Source organism: Acetobacter orientalis (assembly GCF_000963965.1).
GTDB classification, from domain to species: domain Bacteria; phylum Pseudomonadota; class Alphaproteobacteria; order Acetobacterales; family Acetobacteraceae; genus Acetobacter; species Acetobacter orientalis.
The window spans coordinates 1-2,656 of the sequence record NZ_BAMX01000025.1 but is presented as its reverse complement, the minus strand read 5'-3'; the positions used below and the strand labels follow the sequence as shown (position 1 = coordinate 2,656).

The 2,656-nt window shown below is 56.5% G+C and carries 4 protein-coding genes; all 4 read left to right on the top strand.

Annotation, left to right across the window (positions count from 1 at the left end; genetic code table 11):
• A partial coding sequence (gene hisG, locus Abor_RS10485) for an ATP phosphoribosyltransferase (protein ID WP_048841843.1) occupies window positions 1–298 on the top strand: 298 nt, incomplete at its 5' end.
• 14 nt (window positions 299–312) lie between these two features.
• The gene (gene hisD, locus Abor_RS10480; RefSeq protein WP_048841842.1) at window positions 313–1,626 is read left to right on the top strand and encodes a histidinol dehydrogenase; all 1,314 of its coding nucleotides are present in this window, start codon (window positions 313–315) and stop codon (window positions 1,624–1,626) included.
• Window positions 1,627–1,698: 72 nt separating this feature from the next.
• Window positions 1,699–1,917 carry a translation initiation factor IF-1 gene (infA, locus tag Abor_RS10475; RefSeq protein ID WP_003622234.1) on the top strand — a complete coding sequence of 73 codons (219 nt, stop codon included), beginning with the start codon at window positions 1,699–1,701 and terminating at the stop codon, window positions 1,915–1,917.
• Window positions 1,918–1,921: 4 nt separating this feature from the next.
• Entirely contained in the window at window positions 1,922–2,554 is a 633-nt protein-coding gene (locus Abor_RS10470; RefSeq protein ID WP_048841841.1) for a Maf family protein, read from the top strand.
• Window positions 2,555–2,656: the final 102 nt, after the last annotated feature.

Here is a 2,656-nt window from a genome sequence, read left to right as displayed (position 1 = left end):
CCCAGCCATTACCCGCCGTTATTTTGCCCAGCGCGGTATTAACGCCAATATTGTGCACCTACACGGCGCTATGGAACTGGCCCCCATGCTTGGCCTGTCCCGCCTGATTGTTGACTTGGTAGATACTGGCTCAACCCTACGCGCAAATGGCCTGCGCGAGGTTGAAACCATTGCCCACATTACCAGCCGCCTCATTGTAAACCGCACAGCGCTTAAAACCCGCCCGGAAGAAATTTCGGCTATTATCACACAATTTCGCACGGCTCTTGCAAGCCAGCAGCAAGACCAAAACAGCTAAGGCAGACCGCTTTCATGAAACGGCTTGATATTCGTGATTCCGGCTTTGAGGCCGAATTCTCCTCCCTTCTCGCAGCACGTGAAGAACAGGGGCAAGAAGTGCATGGCCCGGTTGCCTCTATTCTGGCGCAGGTACGCAAAGACGGCGATACCGCTCTTTGCGCCTTAACCGAAAAATTTGACCGCCTCCCCCTTAGCGCAGAAAAACTGGCCTTTACCCCGCAAGAGGTTGAAGCCGCCCGCGCGCAGGTAAGCCCAGACCTGCTTGCAGCGCTGGACGTAGCGGCAACCCGTATTGAATCTTTCCACCGTGCCCAACTGCCAGAAGGTATTCGCTATACCGATGATGCAGGCATGACACTGGGCATGCGCTGGATCCCGCTTGATGCAGTGGGCCTGTACGTACCGGGCGGCAAGGCAGCCTACCCCTCCTCCGTGCTTATGAACGCCATTCCCGCCCGTGTGGCAGGGGTAGAGCGGCTGGCTATGTGCGTGCCCACACCAGATGGTATTATTAACCCACTTGTGCTTGCCGCAGCACACCGTGCCGGTGTGACCGAAATTTACCGCGTAGGCGGGGCGCAAGCTGTAGGCGCTATGGCGTTTGGTACCAAAACCATTAAGCCAGTAGACCGCATTGTTGGCCCCGGTAACGCCTATGTGGCAGAAGCCAAACGGCAGGTTTTTGGCCATGTGGGTATAGATAGCATTGCTGGCCCATCAGACGTAGTGGTTATTGCCGATTCGGCCACAGACCCACGCCTTATTGCCCTAGACCTTCTGGCCCAAGCTGAGCACGATGAACTGGCACAAGCCACCCTCATCACCCCCGATGCAGCCTTTGCAGACACAGTTATTGCCGCCGTTGAAACCGAGCTTAAAACCCTCACCCGCACGGCTATTGCCAGCGCAAGCTGGGCACGTAACGGTGCTGTTTTAATTGTGCGGTCTTTGGAAGAAGCCGTTACTCTGGCCAACCGCTTAGCCCCAGAACATCTGGAACTTATGGTTGATGACCCCGAGAGCCTGTTTGCCCATGTACGGCACGCGGGCGCGGTTTTCCTAGGCCGTTACTGCCCCGAAGCGGTGGGAGACTATGTTGGCGGCCCCAACCATGTGCTGCCCACATCGCGCACCGCACGCTTTGCTTCTGGGCTATCTGTGTTTGACTTCCTTAAACGCACCACCTTTTTGGCTGGTGGGCCAGACGCCCTGCGCCGCATTGGCCCCGCAGGGGTTGCTTTAGCCCACGCAGAAGGGCTTGAAGCACATGCTCTGAGCATCTCTGCCCGGCTAGATGCTTTGGCAAAGACAACACCTAACGCTTGACCCGAAGCACGCTCTCACCCATATCTCCTCCTCACAACTTTGATGTAGGTTTAAAAATGAACGAAGGACGCCATGTCTAAAGAAGACATGATTGAATTTAGCGGCACGGTTACAGAACTCCTGCCCAACGCAATGTTCCGTGTGAAACTCGATAACGAGCACATGATTCTGGCCCATACCAGCGGCAAAATGCGTAAAAACCGCATTCGCGTTCTGGCCGGTGACCGCGTGAACGTTGAAATGACCCCCTATGACCTCTCCAAAGGTCGTATCACCTTCCGCTTCAAGTAAGACCATGACCGCATCCGGGCCTACAGGCACGGAAGGCGCCATACGTCCTGCTTTTGTGCTGGCTTCAGCGTCTCCCCGCAGGTTAGATCTTCTGGCCCAGTTGGGGGTGACGCCTGAGCGCGTTTTTCCTGCTGATATTGATGAAACGCCAGCGCGTGACGAACAGCCACGCCCTTACGTGCGCCGTATGGCAGCAGAAAAAGCCCAAAAAATTGCCAGCCAGATTACTGAGCCAGCCCTTGTGCTGAGCGCAGATACTGTTGTGGCACTTGGCCACCGCATTTTACCCAAAGCCGAAACTATTGAGACCGCACGGGCTTGCCTACGCAAACTCTCAGGCCGCCGCCATACGGTGTTTACCGCCATACGCTGCGTGCCAAGTGCAGGCTGGCCCGAAGGCTGCGTAAGCGAGCGCGTGGTTGAAAGCACGGTCGCTTTCTCCCGCATGACCGAGCAGCAAATTGAAGCCCTTCTTGCTACGGGAGATTGGCAGGGCAAAGCCGGGGGCTACGCCCTACAAGGCCATGCTGCGGGGTTTATTCGTTTTATATCAGGCAGCCCTTCTGCCGTTATAGGCTTGCCACTTTTTGAAACCGCACAGCTTTTGCGCGGCCAACCGGGCAACTGGTTGCCGTGAGCGTTTTTCTGCGCCTCACCTTTTCCCCCGGTGAAGTGCGCATTGCGGTTACGCAAGATGACAAGCTGCTAGACTACGCCCTATGGCGGCCCGCCGCACCCG